Below are 16,235 nucleotides of genomic sequence, written 5' to 3'. Positions count from 1 at the left end.
AACCGGTGGTCACTTTGCTCCGAAACTGGTGGTCAATTTAAACTGGAATCAGGTGGTCAATTTCACCGTTTTTTCCACCGAAGTAATCTCCGTTCTGACAGAATATCTTCTTCAATCTTTTTACCGGCACTTCTGTCGTGAACAAATCCTTCATAGAACAAAGTATTGTTCTTTTCGTCCTTGATAGCATGAGAGCTCAGGCTAATCCATATAGGATTACCATCCTTTTTCTTCCATTGTACGTCGATGTTTAGAACAGACCCCCCAGGTTCATATTTAGCAATCAGGAGATCCCGCTCATCATTATTGTAATAAATATCATTTTCCAGGTTTTTCACTTTCAACTCATCAATCGACTCATAACCAAGAATCTCAGCCAATCGGTTATTTAAAGTGATAAAATCGCCTTGTTTGGTTGACAGATAGATTCCTACAGGAGCATATTTAAAGATGTCACTGTACCTTGATTCAGAATATGCAAGCGCTTCTTTTACCTTTTTACTGGCTGTTATATCCTCGACTACCCCATCATAAAAATGGATTTTTCCATCATCATCACTTATGCACCTGGCATTTTCACGCACGTTAATTACTGAACCATCTTGTTTTATCCAATTGTATTCATAGTTGTCAACATAACCGTCTTTTTCGATGGTCTTTTTAAATTCCTTACGCAAGTCCTCTAAATCAAATCCTTCATTTTCCAGGTTTCGTTTCTGAAGTTCTTCAAATGAATTGAATCCGAGGATCTTAATTAATGCAGGATTTGCAAGAATTATTTTTCCTTCAGGAGTAGTACGGTATAGGCCAACCATTGTATTTTCAAAAACTGATCTGAAACGTTCCTCTGCAGCTTTTAATGCTTCCTCGGCATTCTTCCGCTCAGTAATATCATAAATAATTGAGAATAAGACGGTCTTCCCTTTCCGAAGAATCCGGCTGGAATATACTTCAACGTTTCTTTCCAAACCATTGGCCAGTCGATGTATATATTGAAAATAATTTTGGTCTTTCTCCCCTAATTTGGTCAGTTCCAATTTGATTTCTTCAGGACTTAAAGTATCAATTTGGGCGATGTTCATCGATGTGAGTGCTGCTTGACTCCAACCATAGTAAGAAGCTGCAGAATTATTTGCTTCCAAAATATCTCCACTTTCAGGATCGATTATTAACATGGTTGCCTGATTGTTTTCAAATATTGTGCGGTGCATTTCCTCACTTTCCTGTAATAGCCTTTCCGATTCTTTTTTATCGGTAATATCGATTACAGAAATTATACCGGCTGGCTTTCCATTATATTTTATGGTACTTCCTGTTAGGAAAACCCACCTGGTTTTTCCTTCCCTATTAATTGCTTTAAATTCATAGGATATTTGATTTTTGTCTCCGGCTTGTCTATCCTTTCCTCTTTTAATAACAAAATCCTGAAATTCAGGAGAAACAAATTCCCAATATTTATTTTGATAAAGCTCTTCGGCGGTATAGCCACCCATCTTTTCTCCTGCCGGATTGATATATACCCAATGATCGTCCTGATAAATACATATTGCCACTGGCGTGGATTCTGCCAGAGTCCTGAATTTTTCCTCACTCTCAATAAGTTTTAACTCAGTATTTTTTCTTTCCGTTACATCTCTGTTGATCGAGATAAATCCAATCATATCGCCCTTTTCATCTACAATCGGATTGTTTGTGGCATCAATGGTAATTATCCGTCCATCCTTTGTCTTATTCTGAATTTCGCCTGAAACTGGTTTCTTTGATAATAATTGATGCCAAAAGTGTTCATATACCGATTGCGACAATAGTCCCGATTTAAGTATCCGGGGAGTTTTTCCTAAAGATTCAGAAGTAGAAAAACCATAGATCCTTTTGAATGCAGGGTTTATGTATTCAATAATTCCGTTTAGATCGGTAATGAATATGGCGTCTTCAGAATTATCGATCCCCATTTTAAACTTAAGTGACTTTTCCTCTGCTTTCTTACGAGCTGTTATGTCAGTCACGCTCGTAATAAAATAAGTCGGTTTGCCTTCAGTATCCCATTGTATGGTTGAGCTAATGTCTGCCCAAATTATTTCCCCGTTTTTATGAATATATCTTTTTTCGATTCGAATCTTCTCTTTCTCTTTCAGAATTAAGGAGTTTGAAACCTCCGCACTTTTTTGAATATCATCAGGATAAGTAATATCGCGCCAGTTAATTTCTTTAAATTCAGCTATGGAATACCCCAGCATATTACAAAAAGCTTTATTGCCGGATATATTTCCATCTGAATCCGTCATAGAAATTCCTACAGCAGAATTTTCATATAAACTTCTAAACCGATCTTCACTGTCCTTTAATCTATTCTCGGCAGCTCTTTCTTCTGTTTGATCCCTGAAAACTAAAACGACTCCAATAATTTGTCCCTCAGAATTCCTGATTGGCGCTCCGCTGTCAGCAATTGGAATTTCCTTTCCTTGTCTGGATATTAGGAGCGTATGATTGGCCAATCCAACAACAGCGCCATCACGTAATACCTTACGAACAGGTATTTCAACATTCTTTCTGGTTTTTTCATTTATAATCCTGAATATATTTTCCAAAACATGTCCTATGGCTTCTTGCTGTGTCCAACCCGTTAAGCTTTCAGCGACCTGATTCATCAATAAAACATAACCATTACTGTCTGTAGTAATAACTCCATCGCCAATTCCGTATAAAGTGGCCATGTATTGTTCCTTACTTTTATAAAGTTCCTGTTCTACTAATTTACGAGCTTCTATTTCATCCTGAAGTCTTTTTTGTTGACTTCTACTGTGTAGTAATGCATCGTGTAATTTTATATGGGTATTTACCCTGGCAAGTATTTCAAGTCTTCGGAATGGTTTGGAGATAAAATCAGTACCTCCTGCATTAAACCCGGCAACATATGATGCTTCATCGTTTAATGCACTGATAAAAATTACAGGGATATGGTTTAATAACTCATTTGATTTTAATCTTTGGCAAACTTCGTAACCATCCATTGATGGCATCATTATATCCAGTAAAATAAGTGATGGAAAATCAGTATTTATACTTTCTAAAGCCTCCTTCCCATTAGTAAAGGTTCTGACCTGATATCCATGAATAACCAGTACATCTTTTAGATATCTAAGGTTATCCAAACTATCGTCAACAATGATGATGTTATTGTTATGGTTTGAGACTTTTTCATCCATACTTTTCCTTTTTTCAGAATCGTAGTTGCTATCAATATAATTATTTAATGAATGTATCAATCAGACTTGAAGCCCATATCAGATAATTAAGCACAAGATATATTCATAAAATTATCATCAATTTTACGCATCGATTTAATTCGTTAAATGTATCAAAATATTATTTGTTACAGAACATTTGTAATTTCTCGTTAGAAATACGATTTTCAGGTTTCGACAACTTTTTATCTCATATTTTAATTAAAAAAATCACAATAATTATTTGACAAATCTTTAATGCGATGTGTTTAGATGAATCTTATAATGAGTGTGTTACATGGATTGTTCTTGGATGAAACGCTAATGAACCGTTTCTTTGGGGTTGGAAAGCAACACTCCATCCCGAAAATGCAGTTTCATATGTCATAGAAATCACCAAGAAGGATGAAAGTTACATATGAGATTGCCTATCCAAAACCATAGTAATGTTCGAATTTTAAGGATAAACTTACTTCACTTACCTGAAGAAGCAATTCTTTTCAATGAACTCTAATGGATTCCAAAACGCAAAACATTTTGGGGTTCAGATCACCACGAAAAACCAGTTCTAAAAGATCAGTTGATTTCCAAACTGCGAGGTTCCTAGTTTCTTCGCGGCTGATTGTGTAAGAGCCTCCATCATACTTGTTTTTATTAGAATCCACACAAAGAAACCGTCGAATTTAGCGGCTAAGGACTAGCGTCTAAACAAAAAATTTCCCGGTATTTTTCTTCCATACTGTCATAAAAAATCTTCCAGTTGCTTTTTGTTTACCGAAAAATTCAACAGAAGAAGGGTATGAATTTTTTAAAAACTATAGTATGAAAACTTACACTTTAAAATCAGCCACAAAGAATCAGGAAACTAACACAGTTTGGGAAGCCTTCGTTGAATATCTGGAAACGGTTTATTTCGAGGGTGCTGCCGATGAGCTTGACAAAGAATTGCTTGAGTTCGAGTATGAATCATATAAAAGTTGTTACGAGAAATAACCTTAACAGCTTCAACTTCAAGAGGCGAAATGCCTCTTTTTTAATGCTCTTTCCTCCTAAGAATAGTCAGAAGGGGTTCTCTCTCCTATAATTGTGTGCAAAGGTATTTACGCATTCCGGAAAAGTCAAGGCTTGTTTCGGAATTATGTGCGCTGAGCCTATTGAACCGAAACAACGCCGAAGGCGCTAGTTCAGTTTTTCGTACCTAAAAACTGACATTCGGCCTTTGACAAGAATCCGGTCTGCTCAATGGTGTTTTGGCTCAAAATTAACAGGCGAGCCAGAAGCCAAAATAAATCCGCCGGGCAGGCGGTGAAATCACATGAAGTTTTTTGAGAATATCAAAACGTTGGATGAATTGCGCAGGGAATACCGTCGCCTTGCTTTTCTGTATCATCCAGACAAAGGTGGCGACACGGCCATCATGCAGGTAATTAATGACCAGTACGACCGGCTATCCAAAATGCTGATCAATGGCAATGCTGATTTTTCGGAAGCCAGGAAAGAGTATGAACAGCAGGTTTCAGAAGAAATGCGCGATCGGCTGGATCGTATCATGTTTCTGAAAGGTATTGTTATTGAACTGATTGGTTCATGGATTTGGATTACAGGAAATACCTTTGCAGTAAGGGAAACATTGAAAGGTGAAGGATACAAATTCTCACATCCCAAAGCGGCCTGGTACTGGCATAAAGGGGAATACTTTAAAAAGTCAGGCAAGCTGATGTCGATGGACGAAATGCGTGAAGTCTGGGGTTCCGAAAAAGTGGACTCTCAATATGCTAATCAAAATAATTTCATTCACTAAAATTACACACAATGACTTACAAAAACGATCCAAGAATGTTAACTGCAAAGTTTACTTCAGTCTGCTCCAAATGCGGCTGTAGCATCAAAAAAGGAACTCAAATCTATTACTGGCCATCCGACAGAAAGGCGTATTGCCTGAAATGTGGCGTAGTTCCATATAGCCAGTTCAGATCATCGGCAGCCGACGAAGATGCTTATAATGGAATTGGTCCATGTGCGTACTAAATACTCAAGGGGCTTTTTCGCCCCTTTTTTTGGTCGTTTTTTAAAATAATCAGACTTTCCGGAGTAGACAGAGAATTCTTGTTACACTCAAATTCTGGGTAAAGGTATTGATCGCCAGCCGGAAAAGTCAAGGGTGGCTTCGATAAACTCAGCCACCGTCGTATTGATCGTTGTGTTTGGTGGCTGAGCCTGTCGAAGCCATGCTTCGCACTCGGTCACTTTCTCCATTCTTACGAAACTGACATTCGCCCATTGACAAGAATCCGTCCGGCTCAATGATTTCAACCCGTAATTTAATTTTAACCGGCAGTGCCAGAAGCCAAAATAAGACCCAAGGGCATGGGCAAAAAAATATGGGTAAATCAAATGTTGCCGAAAAAACAGTTAATGGTACTGAAGTTGCTGAAGTGAGTCCTGTAGCACCAACGATGACCGTTGTCAAAGAAGAAAAAGTGGAAGAAGCAGCTCGTAAGCTGACGCTTGAAGAACGGATTCAACGGGTGGAAGATTTGTCATTATTGATCGACCGTTGGAAAACCTTGAACGACTCACGTCGCAAGTTGCAAACCTTTCAGATCGGAGCTGATTCGCTCAGTTCTGTGATCAGTTTGCGCGATTCAAACGGCAATGAGTTCAAAACTTCCAACTCAGCAGTGATCAGCTCAGTGATCGATGAAATGAAACGGACACTGGATGTTAAAATCCACGATGTTGAAGAACTGATTAACCTTTAGCCAAGAGTGGAGGCTTCGCCTCCATTTTTTTGTTCGCTAACTCCCAGTACCCGGTACCCTTTTGCTCCCAAATTAGCCTTTCGGCTTTTGGGTTCAGCTTATTGAGGTCATCTACCTGCCAACCTGCTTTCTTCATTTTTGCATTTTTAGTTTTGGTCTGTTTCCTGAGGTTTGTCAATACCATTTGCTTGAAAAAATATGGTTTCCGATTTGTTCCTTTCGTTAACACAGCCTCAATTGGTACTATTTCAATGCCTATTCAAACACAATCAAAGCACTGGCTCGTAACGACTCTAAGATAATCTCAGGGTTTAACTGGGTAACCTTTACCAGTGTGGATTTTCTACGGTTTACAAAATATTGAGCCGTTAGTCCAAAATTATCTACAAAGATTTATTCTTAGATTGAAGGAAACCCGTCAATGAATTTTCCCGGCATATCCTTGTTCTTGGTTCACCGTTTGGTGAGCCTGTCGAACCGCGGTATTCCAGTTGCTTCATTGCCACCCTTCATCAGAATAGTCATCATGCAGAAATTTTTTTTATAACTCAAAATTCAACATTATGACAACTTTTGAAAAACATTACATCGGAAAAGGAACTAAGTTAGAAAACCTTGACATTATTAGAGTTGTATTGCCAGCAGAGGGCCTCGATGCCGCAATGTTCGAAAAGAACGGAATTAAGTACCTCTCATTTGAGGTGGCAAAACTAAAAGAAGCTGATAAATTCGGCAGGACTCATACTTGTTATTTTCAGACCAAGGTTTACACTGACAATCCAGTTCAGGACGAACCAGTGAAACAAAAGAAAGCTGACAAAAAGAGTTCTAAAAAGCAGGCTCAACCGGCTGAAGATGACCTTCCTTTTTAGGTGAAAACCAAAAGAAAGCCGAAAAGGCTTTTTTTTGTGTCGCAATTTGAAAGAGTCATCATTTCAAGGTAAAATGTACCCTAAAAAAAGGCAACTGTCTGATTAATAATTTTATATTTGCTCACCAATTATTTTAGAAATATAAATTATTGATAATTAAAAATTTTAAGCAATGACAAAAGCAGATATCGTAAAGGAAATAACCCAAAACACTGGTATTGAAAAGGTGACCGTAGAAAAAGCTGTTGAAGCATTTATGGAAACAGTTAAAGATTCTTTAACCGGGGGAAATAACGTATATCTTCGAGGTTTCGGAAGTTTTATCGTAAAAAAAAGAGCAGAAAAAACTGCACGTATTATTTCTAAAAATACCACCATTATTGTTCCTGCTCATAACATTCCTGCATTTAAGCCAGCCAAAGAATTTGTTGCTCAGGTTAAAGAAAAAGTAAAATAACGAAGAGCACAATCAGAACAAAGCCCAAACAATTGCAGAACGTTCGGCTCACTCATTTTAAACGCACGTCCGTTCCCGCTATCCTGATAAGGGATAGCTGCACTCCGAGCTAATTCACTCGTTCACCAAACAATCTTCATCGCCACACGTGTAAGTTCTGAATGATTGGACCGAAAAACCATTCATTCAGAACACACCTTGCCTCCGCCCAGAACTGACCCCCACAAAGAATGTTTGATTCATTTTTCTCGTCCGATTTGCCAATCTCTGCAGCAAAGTTTCACCAGGTCAATATCCAGAACATAGTCACTCATTTTAAGAATAACGGAATACTCGAACGATCTCGGCTTGCCCAACCACCATTTGCTGACATTAATGACCACGGTATATTCAGTCTTTTTGAAGATGAAGATCAAAATCGGATTATTCGGATTGTGGAACAGGTCAACAACAATGCAATAGGTTAAAATATTCAGGACATCGCTTGTTTCTTTAAATATATTACGATATTTGTACTGTGAGTACTAATAATGAAATAAAATTAAAGAAACTTCTGGATTTGCATATTCCGGGAACAATAATGCTGGCATCATGGCTTGATGCAAATGGATTCTCCCGTGATTTGCAACATCGGTATTTAAAAAGCAGTTGGCTTGAATCGATTGGAGTTGGTGCATTCAAACGCCCGAATGAAACGGTCGGTTGGCAAGGTGCACTTTATTCCCTTCAAAAACAAGCGAATCTACCTGTTTACATTGGTGGCCCAACTGCTTTGTCGATGTTGGGATTTTCTCATTATATACGCACTGGTGCTGAGACTGTCTTTTTATTCTCTCAATTGAATTCGAGATTGCCAGCATGGTTTAAACAATATTCATGGAGTGAAACAATAAACCATGTCAAGACATCATTTCTTCTGGAAGGGATTGGGATGGAAGAGTTTCAGGAAACACAATTCCCTTTGATCATTTCTTCAGCAGAAAGGGCAATTTTTGAATGTCTTTATCTCACTCCGGAAAAGCTGGATATAATAGAGGTTTATCAAATCATGTCAGGCTTGGTAAATCTAAGGCCTGGTTTGTTGCAGAAGTTTTTGGATGAATGCAGTTCGGTGAAAGTTAAACGCTTATTTTTATACATGGCGAAAAAAGCAAATCATCAATGGTTCCAATTTCTTGATTTATCATCGGTCAATCTTGGAGAGGGTGACCGCAATATTATCAGTAATGGTTCGTATGATTCTGAATTTCATATTACAATATCCAAAGAATTGGCTCAATTATGATCGATCCAAAATATAAAGCACAAGTTGATTTATTGTTGCAAACGCTCCCGTATGTTGCAAAAGAAGAAATATTTGCACTTAAAGGAGGGACGGCCATTAACCTGTTTGTTCGAAATATACCTAGACTGTCAGTAGATATCGATTTAACTTATCTTCCAATTGATGACCGGGAAACGGCATTGAAAAATATTTCGGATGGATTGGCACGTATTAAATTAGACTTGGAACGTTCCATTCCCAGAATCAGCGTAACGGCAGCATCGCGCGAAGGACAGGATGTTAAAATTAATTGTCAGTTACCAGGCGCTCAAATTAAGATCGAGGTAAATACCACAACTCGGGGGTGCATTCATCCAACAAGACTTATGCGGGTTCATGATTCTGTTGAATCTTCGTTTGGAAGATTTGCTGCCATTCATGTTGTTTCAATGGCTGAACTTTATGGAGGCAAGATTTGTGCGGCATTAGACCGGCAGCATCCCCGCGATTTGTTTGATGTCATGCTTCTTTTGGATAATGAAGGTTTCACTGATGATATAAAAGATGGTTTCCTTGTTGCGCTTATTTCTCACATGCGACCAATCAGTGAGGTAATCAGTCCGATGTTTATTGATCAGCAACAAGCATTTGAAACTCAATTTTCTGGCATGGCAAATATCCCTTTTAGCTATAAAGATTATGAGCGAACCCGAATACAGTTAGTTGGACAAGTTCAATCAAAACTAACAAACGACGACCGACAATTTTTAATGAGTTTCAAGGATGGCAACCCGGATTGGGAAAAATTATCCGTCAAAAATGCCAGAGAATTACCAGCCGTTCATTGGAAATTGCAGAATATTGAAAGATTAAAACACGATAATCCCAGGAAACACAAGGAGATGTTCTCTCTATTAGAAAACGTGTTATTTGGCTGATATTAAAGAATCCACCCTCTAAGAAGGTGGACTTAAAATTGCCCCTATAAGGGGCTGAACTCGAACCTTTGTTGCTCTTCTAGTCGTTCTTGCTCTTCTTGATATTTGACGTATTTTTTGATTTTATCTTCGTCAAGGCCAATGGTGTCAACACAATATCCTCTTGCCCAAAAATGATTGCCCCAATAGGGTTTCTTTTTCAGTTGAGGATAACTTTTGAAGATTTTGATCGCTGTTTTCCCTTTCAAAATCCCCATAAGTTCTGATATCGATATTTTGGGTGGAATACTCACGATCAAGTGAATGTGATCAATTTGAACATTCATTTCTATCAATTCACAGGACTTCCACTCCAATAACATTTGAATATCTTTTGACAACAATTCTTAGACTAGTCCTTCTAGAATACGGTATCGATATTTCGGCGTCCAAACGATATGGTATGTACATCGATAAATGACGTGACTTAATTTCTTAAATTTACTCATGTCACGAAATTAATAATTTTCAGGCAAAGCCAATTTATCCATGACCACCACCAAAGGAGGTGGTTTTAACAGTTACAATAAATCAACAAAATATTTCCTGTACTTGTCAAATATTATCGTAAATTTAGATTGATTTTTTTATCACAGTAAAAGAATTTAACTCAGTTTTTTTTGTTATGGAGGTGGAATTTGAAAACCCTGGTCCTGACTGGGGTTTTTATTTTTCAAATAAACGTAATCTCAAGATTTCCACCTATTTCGATTCTTTTAAATTTTATCCATCAAAAGCAAACTTTCAAAGGTACTTCTCTCACTCAATTTTTCTCAAATTTATTTCCGCATTCCGGAAAAGTCAAGGGAGCTTTTCTCCTTCCGGAAGGGAAATGAAAAGCTTGCTCCGCATTCGGTCACTTTCTCGCTTCACTTCAAAACTGACATTCGCCCATTGACAAGAATCCGGACTGCTCTATGTGCTGGTTGGCTCAAAATTAATTGGCGAGCCAGATGCCTTAAAAAATCCGCCGGGCAGCGGTGACTTAAAATGCAAACAAATTTATTTACTCCACGTGAACTGTTTAATTCAACATTGTGTGAAATCGAAATCAGTTACAAACCAAAGTACAAGGCATCAGAATTGCCGAAGGTGGTTACTTCGGGTGATGCTTACGCTTGTTTAAAAGATGTTTTTCCGAGCCTAGATTACCGTGAATATTTCTACATCCTTTGCCTAAACCGAAATAACAAAGTTTTGGGCTACTGCCAGATTTCAGCTGGAGGTTTATCCGGCACAATTGCCGATGTCCGAATGATTATGCAGACGGCTTTAAAGGCCTGCTCAAATTCCATAATTATTTCACATAATCATCCGTCAGGGAATCTAACACCTAGCGAAGCTGACAAAGATTTGACCAAGAAAATCCGTGAAGCTGGCAAAGTTCTCGACATCGCGGTATTGGATCACTTAATTATTACTTCAGAATCTTACTTTTCCTTTGCCGACGAAGGATTGATGTAAGAAAATGGCTTCGGCCATTTTTTTTTGTTCCTTAAATATATTTGACTCCCATTTTTTCTTCTTTTTATACAGGTTTGACCGACTACAGAGAGAGTCTTTCTTCTATCAATTAGATCCCAAAGTTATTTGCGCATTCCGGAAAAGTCAAGGGAGCTTTTCTCCTTCCGGAAGGGAAATGAAAAGCTTGCTTCGCACTCGGTCACTTTTAACTTCTGACTTCGGTCTTCCGACTCCGGTCTTCGTTAAAACTGACATTCGCCCATTGACAAGAATCCGGACTGCTCAATCGGATAGGGTTCAAATTAACAGGCGAGCCAGATGCCAATAAAAATCCCTAAGGCAAGGGTACAAAACTATGAGTGATTTTTCAGATTGGGAAGTAATCGACACTTACAGCACCAGACAGGCTGTTGAAGATGGATTTTTAGTCCGAGTTGACCAAAAGATTTCAAAAGAAGCGGGTATTAAATATCCGGTTTACCTGACCCGTGCGGTTTGGGATAAATACGTTGAATTACCGAAAGATTTTGGGGGAGTTCAGGATTTGGATGGACGGCTGTGGGATGTACTTTTCATGTTCATGTTCGCTGCCAGATCATGCGATTCGTCAACGCTGATGTATAAACTGAATGTGGTTCTTGCTGATAAAGGAGATTGGGAACCTAATGAGGAAGTAGATCCGGACCTTGACCACAACCGCACCATCCGGCTGGTCACGCTTAAATCGGTTATACAGGCACAGGACTTTGACGATCCGTCACCGGCCATTTTTATCATGAAACCATCGGAGGATTAATCATGACGCGGATCATCAAACTTCAGCCGAATTACAGGCAAGGGAAATACGCCCGTACACCTAAAGTAGTTCCCAAACTTACTCTCACCGGAAACTGGCTTCAGGAAGCTGGTTTCCATCCTTCCAAACTCATCCGGGTTGCTGTTTCCAATGGCAAACTTGTAATTACTTCAGTAGAATAAACGGATAACCGGGTGAGCTTGACCAGTCCTGAGTTTATCGAAGGATACCCAAATAAGTCTGAAAGGCATCAGCAATTTACCCATGCTTGAATTAGATATACAAACAACAGACCGGCTATTAAACGGAATGCTATGGACACTAGGCCCTTATCTGGATGAAAAAGGGGCGATCCTGGAACGTCCGTGGTTGTTTGAACTGGAGGAAAGCTACAACGAAATTGTGAGTATGCTTCCAGCTCATTGGAAATTGGAACATCATCAATTTTTACATTACGATTAATCAACTTAAATCAAACTACCATGGATATTACATTAAACGAAAGTTGGATCAGTGGAAAATATAGCTGTGGTGTCATTGACACTTCACTTGGTACTGTTGAAGTATTTGATCAGGAAGAAGGATTTTTTGCACAGGAAGAACATGCCTTGGAAATTATTTCTGAAATCCATCAGATATGGGTCAGCGGAGATTTGACTACTGAACAGGCTTTTCAACAATGGATTTCAGCAAACTTTTAATCATTTTTAAATCGGGTGTGCTTGATACCCATATAAGTTCCAAAGGCATGGACAATTTATCATGGATTATTTAGTCTTAGGTTCAAATGGGTTTGCCCAAATGGGCGATTCCGCATTTTACAAGAAACTGAAAATTGAAATGCGTGTGCTACTGGATTACTTTCATTCCAGTTTTCCCATTCCGCAGAAATTTAAAACAATAGCTTATTATTCGGTTAAAACATTTCAGCATGATTTTGGTGATTATCAGGAAATTGTTCTGTGGTATGATAGTGATTACATTGATTCTTTGGAAGAATCAGAAATCGAATCTGATAATGAATTCTTTGATTTGTTTTGGACCTGGTTTCGGGTAATCGAATCAGTTGATCTTGAATCTGATCAGTTAACTAATCAAATCAAAGAGACTTACTTCAAATCAGTTGATGCTTCAAAAGGTGAACATTTATCGGTATCAATAGCATCATAATAGAAGAGGGTGAAAAACCCTTTTTCATTTGTTCATCAATGCTTTTCTCGGTTCAATATTCCTGTTTTTAAGTTTTTTACTCTTACTCAATTTGGCGCAAAGGTATTTCCGCATTCCGGAAAAGTCAAGGGTATACAAGCTCACTTCGATGGGTCACTGAACAGCGTAAAGTGTCGAAGTAGCCCTTGACAAGAATCCGGCCTGCTCAATGGTTTCGGCTCAAAATTAACCGGCGTGCCAGATGCCTTAATAAATCCGTTGGGCAGCGGTAAATCAAGATGGAAAAGTTACTTAGTTTTGTGAATTACATGGATCAGTTGGCACCCAAGCATGGGGTTAGCCACGTATTCTCCGATTTCTTGGAAATGACTGTTTGCGCCCTTTCGTTGGGACAGATGGAAGACCGCTATTTTGAAATCATCAAAAGTTACAATAAAGATGAACTTCAGGTTTTCTCCTCTGCATTAGCAGCAGTAATAATTGACATGGAAAACGATGGGGAAGGGTTGAAGGATGTCTTTGGTGACTTCTTTATGGAACACATCAGTTACGGCAAAGCAGGGCAGTTTTTCACCCCTGAACATATCTGTGAAATGATGGCATTAATTACCATCGGAGAAATCCGGGATGGTGAACGGATTGCCGATCCATGCTGCGGTTCAGGCAGAACGTTAATGGCAGCAGCCAGGATCAACCGAAATGCACGGTTTTACGGAGCCGACATCGACCGGACCTGCGCCATGATGTGTTTGGTTAATATGTGCCTGAACGGAATGTTTGGAGAAGTTGCCTGCATGGATACTCTAACCAACCAGTTTTTCTCCGGCTGGCAGGTGAATCCACATCCGATAACCGGGGCGCCATACATCGTTCCGATTACCGAAGACCATAGTTATATGATGCTGCAACTTCCCAAACATAACCAGGAACAACCGAAGATCAAACAACAAGAGTTGCCGGTTATCGATTCTGTTGAATTACTCCCAATGAATATGCAGCCGGTTCAGCAACTGTTGTTTGATTTTTAAGGCCTTTCAGGGCTTTTATTACTTCGGAAATAGAAATAACTTTTAAACTACAATTTCCTTCCTTTGGCCTTCTCAGGCTTTTCAGATTCTTGTTTGTTTTCCTCGGTCATTTTCTTGTCTTGTTTTTCAGCCTGTTTTTCGGTCGGTTGTGTTTGATCCTTTTTCAATGGCTCATCAAGTTTTTTGGTGGCTTCGTTTGTTTTACCTTCTGAATTGACATCTACCTGAGTTTTACTTGCATTATCGGGAGTGACTTCTTTAGCATTAGACTTATCCGGGTTCCATTTGAAGAAGGCCAGTTTTGAGTTTTCGTTATCAACCTTAACGTAAGCATTAAAATCCTGGCCCTGGCTATCTTTCATCCCACTTACATATATAGTTTGCCCTTCCTGAAGTTTACTTTGCTGTATCTCTGATAATTCAACTCCAAGCAATGTTTTGGGAATACGTACTTCTCCGTTTGGTTGCTGAAATTGTCGCTGATCATTTTGCTGAGATTGATTTGGTTGTTGATCAAACCTGAATTCAATTCCTTTCTTATCAGCATTAACCTGTACGTTTGCAGAGAACTCTTTCCCGCCTTTGGAGGTCATTCCTTCCAGATAAACCGATTTGCCTTCAGCCAGCTGTTGCTTCTGTGTATCTTCGAGAGTAACTCCTTTGATGGATTCAGGAATTCTAAGTTTATCGGTTCTAACAGCTACCAGTTCGTTGGTTAATCTATCTACCGAAATAAATACTGGCGTTTTTTCTCCTTGCTTGAATTCTGCATTGACAATCCGCCCAAGATTTCCAGTTGTTTGCAGATTTTTCTTGTCTTCATCGGTGAACCTGACACCAAAATATGGCCTGTCTAATTCAGGTTCTTTGCGAATTGCATGAATAGCCAAAGCCAGTTTCCCATCTGGCATTTCCCTAAAGGATAACCGAGCATCTGTTCGAAGTGTGGTGTCATCAAATTTGGCTGCAATAGGAATCAGAACGGGTGATTTTTGCCAGTTCATCATTGCTTCCAGACTTTTGGTTCGTTCAAGGGTATCGCGGGTAACACCAAGACGTTCTAATTGAGACCAATCGATACGGTTTTCGTCAATGGTGTGAGTAGATTGCTTTTTATCCTGCGATGGGGATTCAACCTTGTGTGTGTCAATTGTTGCTTTATTGGCAGGTTCGTCAGGCTTCTTAAAAGCCTCCTGGAGTTTTACGGCAATTTCACTGACCTTCTCAATAGGTACTTTAAAGAACTGGAAATGTGTTGGGTCTTTGTATTGCCTCTGAAAATTCGACATGAAGTTATCCAATGCATTGCCGGATTTGTCAATTCTCAGAAATTGCGTCTCATTTTCCTTTAGAGGTTCAACGGACTTTGGCTGACCTTCTTTTTCGATACCCGAAACGACTTTCAATTTATCACTGTCTTTTTCTCTGACAAGCAGAACATCCTGGTTGTTCAATTTTTCGTCCATGATACTTTGATTTTAATTATTACATCACAATTAATGTAATTCAAAAGTACATGAACGGCCTTGATGGTTTGTGTTTTACATTTCTTTGGCAGAGGTTGGCTTCCATTTGGCAAAGATTGCCACACAACCGCAAAAAATGAATATTTGAAATGTCGAAAGAGACTACTGTAAGAGAAATCGAAACAAACTAAAAGCACTTAAAATCAATGATTTGAGCACTTTTTTTTTATTTTTGTAAAGTATCCAAATAATGTACTAAAAATCAACAAAAAAAGGTCTAAATCGAGACCAATCCAAAAAATTGGACTATAGGTCTCGCTAATCGATGTAACTTTCTGTATCTCAATACAGATTGAATCGAATCGGTTCAATTTGGTGTTTTCAAAATAGCTTCTTTAAGAGTATTTTTAGCACTGAAATCGAGACCTATTTTTTTAATTTTGTAAAATAGGATAAAATGAGAGTTTCAGTTAGTTTTCAGTTAAAAAAGTCAAAGTGTAATATTCGGTCAAACTGACCACCCTGTGCCAATTTAAACTGAAATTAGGTGGTCAATTTCACCGTTTTTTCCAAACTATGGGAAATACGAATTCAATGATCAATGTGATGTTTGAAGATATCAAAAGTCTGCTCAAATCCATTGAAAAGAAACTGGATGAAAAGTCTGCGGTGAAAGAAACACCTCCGGCTCTGGAACCGACAATGCCCAAACCAGAGTCAAAATCCGATACGATCAAGCCGGAGTAGTTAATCCG

Annotated in this window: 20 protein-coding genes and 1 pseudogene; 17 read left to right on the top strand and 4 right to left on the bottom strand. The window is 38.7% G+C overall.

Annotated features, from left to right (window positions below; translation table 11 throughout):
- Positions 1-62: 62 nt before the first annotated feature.
- Positions 63-3,206 carry a PAS domain S-box protein gene (locus AQPE_RS01215; protein ID WP_318349217.1) on the bottom strand — a complete coding sequence of 1,048 codons (3,144 nt, stop codon included), beginning with the start codon at positions 3,204-3,206 and terminating at the stop codon, positions 63-65.
- Between the two features lie 840 nt (positions 3,207-4,046).
- Here AQPE_RS01215 and AQPE_RS01210 point away from each other — a divergent pair.
- The 4 genes from AQPE_RS01210 to AQPE_RS01195 all read left to right on the top strand — a co-directional run bounded on the left by AQPE_RS01210 (position 4,047) and on the right by AQPE_RS01195 (position 5,986).
- Positions 4,047-4,217 (top strand): hypothetical protein, encoded by a 171-nt coding sequence (locus AQPE_RS01210; RefSeq protein ID WP_318349216.1) that lies wholly within the window; start codon positions 4,047-4,049, stop codon positions 4,215-4,217.
- A 322-nt stretch (positions 4,218-4,539) separates the two neighbouring features.
- Complete coding sequence (locus AQPE_RS01205; RefSeq protein WP_318349215.1) at positions 4,540-5,025, top strand: J domain-containing protein; 486 nt, start codon at positions 4,540-4,542, stop codon at positions 5,023-5,025.
- 11 nt (positions 5,026-5,036) lie between these two features.
- Positions 5,037-5,252: a hypothetical protein gene (locus AQPE_RS01200; RefSeq protein WP_318349214.1), complete on the top strand. Its 216-nt coding sequence runs from the start codon at positions 5,037-5,039 to the stop codon at positions 5,250-5,252.
- Positions 5,253-5,605: 353 nt separating this feature from the next.
- Positions 5,606-5,986: a hypothetical protein gene (locus AQPE_RS01195; RefSeq protein ID WP_318349213.1), complete on the top strand. Its 381-nt coding sequence runs from the start codon at positions 5,606-5,608 to the stop codon at positions 5,984-5,986.
- Here AQPE_RS01195 and AQPE_RS01190 read toward each other — a convergent pair.
- Complete coding sequence (locus AQPE_RS01190) at positions 5,976-6,122, bottom strand: hypothetical protein (protein ID WP_318349212.1); 147 nt, start codon at positions 6,120-6,122, stop codon at positions 5,976-5,978. The two genes, AQPE_RS01195 and AQPE_RS01190, sit on opposite strands and share 11 nt — an antisense overlap.
- Positions 6,123-6,549: 427 nt before the next feature.
- On the opposite strand from AQPE_RS01190, the gene AQPE_RS01185 reads away from it, so the two are divergent.
- From AQPE_RS01185 to AQPE_RS01165, 5 genes are all read left to right on the top strand, one after another.
- A complete protein-coding gene (locus tag AQPE_RS01185; protein ID WP_318349211.1) occupies positions 6,550-6,858 on the top strand; it encodes a hypothetical protein in 309 nt (102 codons plus the stop codon).
- A 172-nt stretch (positions 6,859-7,030) separates the two neighbouring features.
- Positions 7,031-7,315 (top strand): HU family DNA-binding protein, encoded by a 285-nt coding sequence (locus AQPE_RS01180; RefSeq protein WP_318349210.1) that lies wholly within the window; start codon positions 7,031-7,033, stop codon positions 7,313-7,315.
- A 230-nt stretch (positions 7,316-7,545) separates the two neighbouring features.
- Positions 7,546-7,782, top strand: coding sequence for a hypothetical protein (locus AQPE_RS01175; RefSeq protein WP_318349209.1), 237 nt, complete (start codon positions 7,546-7,548; stop codon positions 7,780-7,782).
- A gap of 50 nt (positions 7,783-7,832) precedes the next feature.
- On the top strand, positions 7,833-8,600 hold the full coding sequence (locus AQPE_RS01170; RefSeq protein ID WP_318349208.1) for a type IV toxin-antitoxin system AbiEi family antitoxin: 768 nt from the start codon (positions 7,833-7,835) through the stop codon (positions 8,598-8,600).
- Complete coding sequence (locus tag AQPE_RS01165; protein WP_318349207.1) at positions 8,597-9,517, top strand: nucleotidyl transferase AbiEii/AbiGii toxin family protein; 921 nt, start codon at positions 8,597-8,599, stop codon at positions 9,515-9,517. The genes AQPE_RS01170 and AQPE_RS01165 overlap by 4 nt, the downstream gene beginning before the upstream one ends.
- Positions 9,518-9,561: 44 nt before the next feature.
- On the opposite strand, the pseudogene tnpA reads toward AQPE_RS01165, so the two are convergent.
- A pseudogene (gene tnpA / locus AQPE_RS01160) lies at positions 9,562-10,005 on the bottom strand (IS200/IS605 family transposase).
- 541 nt (positions 10,006-10,546) lie between these two features.
- Between tnpA and AQPE_RS01155 the strand changes: the two are divergent.
- The 7 genes from AQPE_RS01155 (at position 10,547) to AQPE_RS01125 (ending at position 14,014) form a co-directional block, all read left to right on the top strand.
- Entirely contained in the window at positions 10,547-11,020 is a 474-nt protein-coding gene (locus tag AQPE_RS01155) for a JAB domain-containing protein (protein ID WP_318349206.1), read from the top strand.
- Positions 11,021-11,375: 355 nt separating this feature from the next.
- A complete protein-coding gene (locus AQPE_RS01150; RefSeq protein WP_318349205.1) occupies positions 11,376-11,816 on the top strand; it encodes a DUF6573 family protein in 441 nt (146 codons plus the stop codon).
- A gap of 2 nt (positions 11,817-11,818) precedes the next feature.
- On the top strand, positions 11,819-11,998 hold the full coding sequence (locus tag AQPE_RS01145; RefSeq protein ID WP_318349204.1) for a SymE family type I addiction module toxin: 180 nt from the start codon (positions 11,819-11,821) through the stop codon (positions 11,996-11,998).
- An 82-nt stretch (positions 11,999-12,080) separates the two neighbouring features.
- Positions 12,081-12,278, top strand: coding sequence for a hypothetical protein (locus tag AQPE_RS01140; protein WP_318349203.1), 198 nt, complete (start codon positions 12,081-12,083; stop codon positions 12,276-12,278).
- A 20-nt stretch (positions 12,279-12,298) separates the two neighbouring features.
- Positions 12,299-12,517, top strand: coding sequence for a hypothetical protein (locus AQPE_RS01135; RefSeq protein WP_318349202.1), 219 nt, complete (start codon positions 12,299-12,301; stop codon positions 12,515-12,517).
- A gap of 61 nt (positions 12,518-12,578) precedes the next feature.
- The gene (locus AQPE_RS01130; RefSeq protein ID WP_318349201.1) at positions 12,579-12,986 is read left to right on the top strand and encodes a hypothetical protein; all 408 of its coding nucleotides are present in this window, start codon (positions 12,579-12,581) and stop codon (positions 12,984-12,986) included.
- Between the two features lie 278 nt (positions 12,987-13,264).
- Positions 13,265-14,014 (top strand): N-6 DNA methylase, encoded by a 750-nt coding sequence (locus AQPE_RS01125; protein ID WP_318349200.1) that lies wholly within the window; start codon positions 13,265-13,267, stop codon positions 14,012-14,014.
- A 47-nt stretch (positions 14,015-14,061) separates the two neighbouring features.
- On the opposite strand, the gene AQPE_RS01120 is transcribed toward AQPE_RS01125, so the two are convergent.
- On the bottom strand, positions 14,062-15,480 hold the full coding sequence (locus AQPE_RS01120) for a DUF3945 domain-containing protein (RefSeq protein WP_318349199.1): 1,419 nt from the start codon (positions 15,478-15,480) through the stop codon (positions 14,062-14,064).
- 576 nt (positions 15,481-16,056) lie between these two features.
- Between AQPE_RS01120 and AQPE_RS01115 the strand changes: the two genes are divergently transcribed.
- The gene (locus AQPE_RS01115; RefSeq protein WP_318349198.1) at positions 16,057-16,227 is read left to right on the top strand and encodes a hypothetical protein; all 171 of its coding nucleotides are present in this window, start codon (positions 16,057-16,059) and stop codon (positions 16,225-16,227) included.
- Positions 16,228-16,235 lie beyond the last annotated feature (8 nt).

Source organism: Aquipluma nitroreducens, from assembly GCF_009689585.1.
Taxonomy (GTDB): domain Bacteria; phylum Bacteroidota; class Bacteroidia; order Bacteroidales; family Prolixibacteraceae; genus Aquipluma; species Aquipluma nitroreducens.
This window is presented reverse-complemented; position numbering and strand designations above follow the sequence as displayed.